The 559-nt window shown below is 51.0% G+C and carries 1 protein-coding gene; it reads left to right on the forward strand.

What is annotated here, in order from left to right; translation table 11 throughout:
• Positions 1 to 195 precede the first annotated feature (195 nt).
• Positions 196 to 559 (forward strand): helix-turn-helix transcriptional regulator (locus DO97_RS16945; protein WP_036535711.1); only part of this gene is annotated, 364 nt, incomplete at its 3' end.

Raw genomic sequence — 559 nt, forward strand, 5'->3', positions numbered from 1 at the left:
CCCATCGACATCTGGAGTGATTCATTTTGGAAAACCTCTCCAAACCGATTCTTGTCTGACTTCATACCTTGCTACTTCTGCCAATGAGTAAGTCCTAATACCAGCATTCAAAAAATCTGCAAAGTTGTTGCTACCCGGAAGCATTTTTGCAGGGGTGGTTGCTTAAGCTGTAGCTACATCAACCTGATAAATCCTATGTCACGCCACCTGGAAAGGCTACTGCAACTAGATGCCCTCCTGAGATTGCCCCTTCGTCAAACAGCGGAGAATCTAGCGGAAGCACTGGAAGTCAGCGAACGAACAGTTCGGAATGACTTGAATTTCCTGCGCGATCGTTACTTTGCTCCTTTGGAGTGGAGTAAGGCTAAGGGCTATCACTACACGGATTCGGATTGGCGGTTGCCGACCATTACGCTGAGCAAGGGGGAACTGTTTGCCCTAACGCTGGGAGCCAGGATGTTGGAGGCGTATGCTGGTTCAGCCTATGTGGGGGAGTTGCGCTCGGCGATCGCCCGTCTGGGGGAACGATTGCCTGAACAGACCTGGGTGGATCTGCAAC

The organism is Neosynechococcus sphagnicola sy1, from assembly GCF_000775285.1.
GTDB lineage: Bacteria > Cyanobacteriota > Cyanobacteriia > Neosynechococcales > Neosynechococcaceae > Neosynechococcus > Neosynechococcus sphagnicola.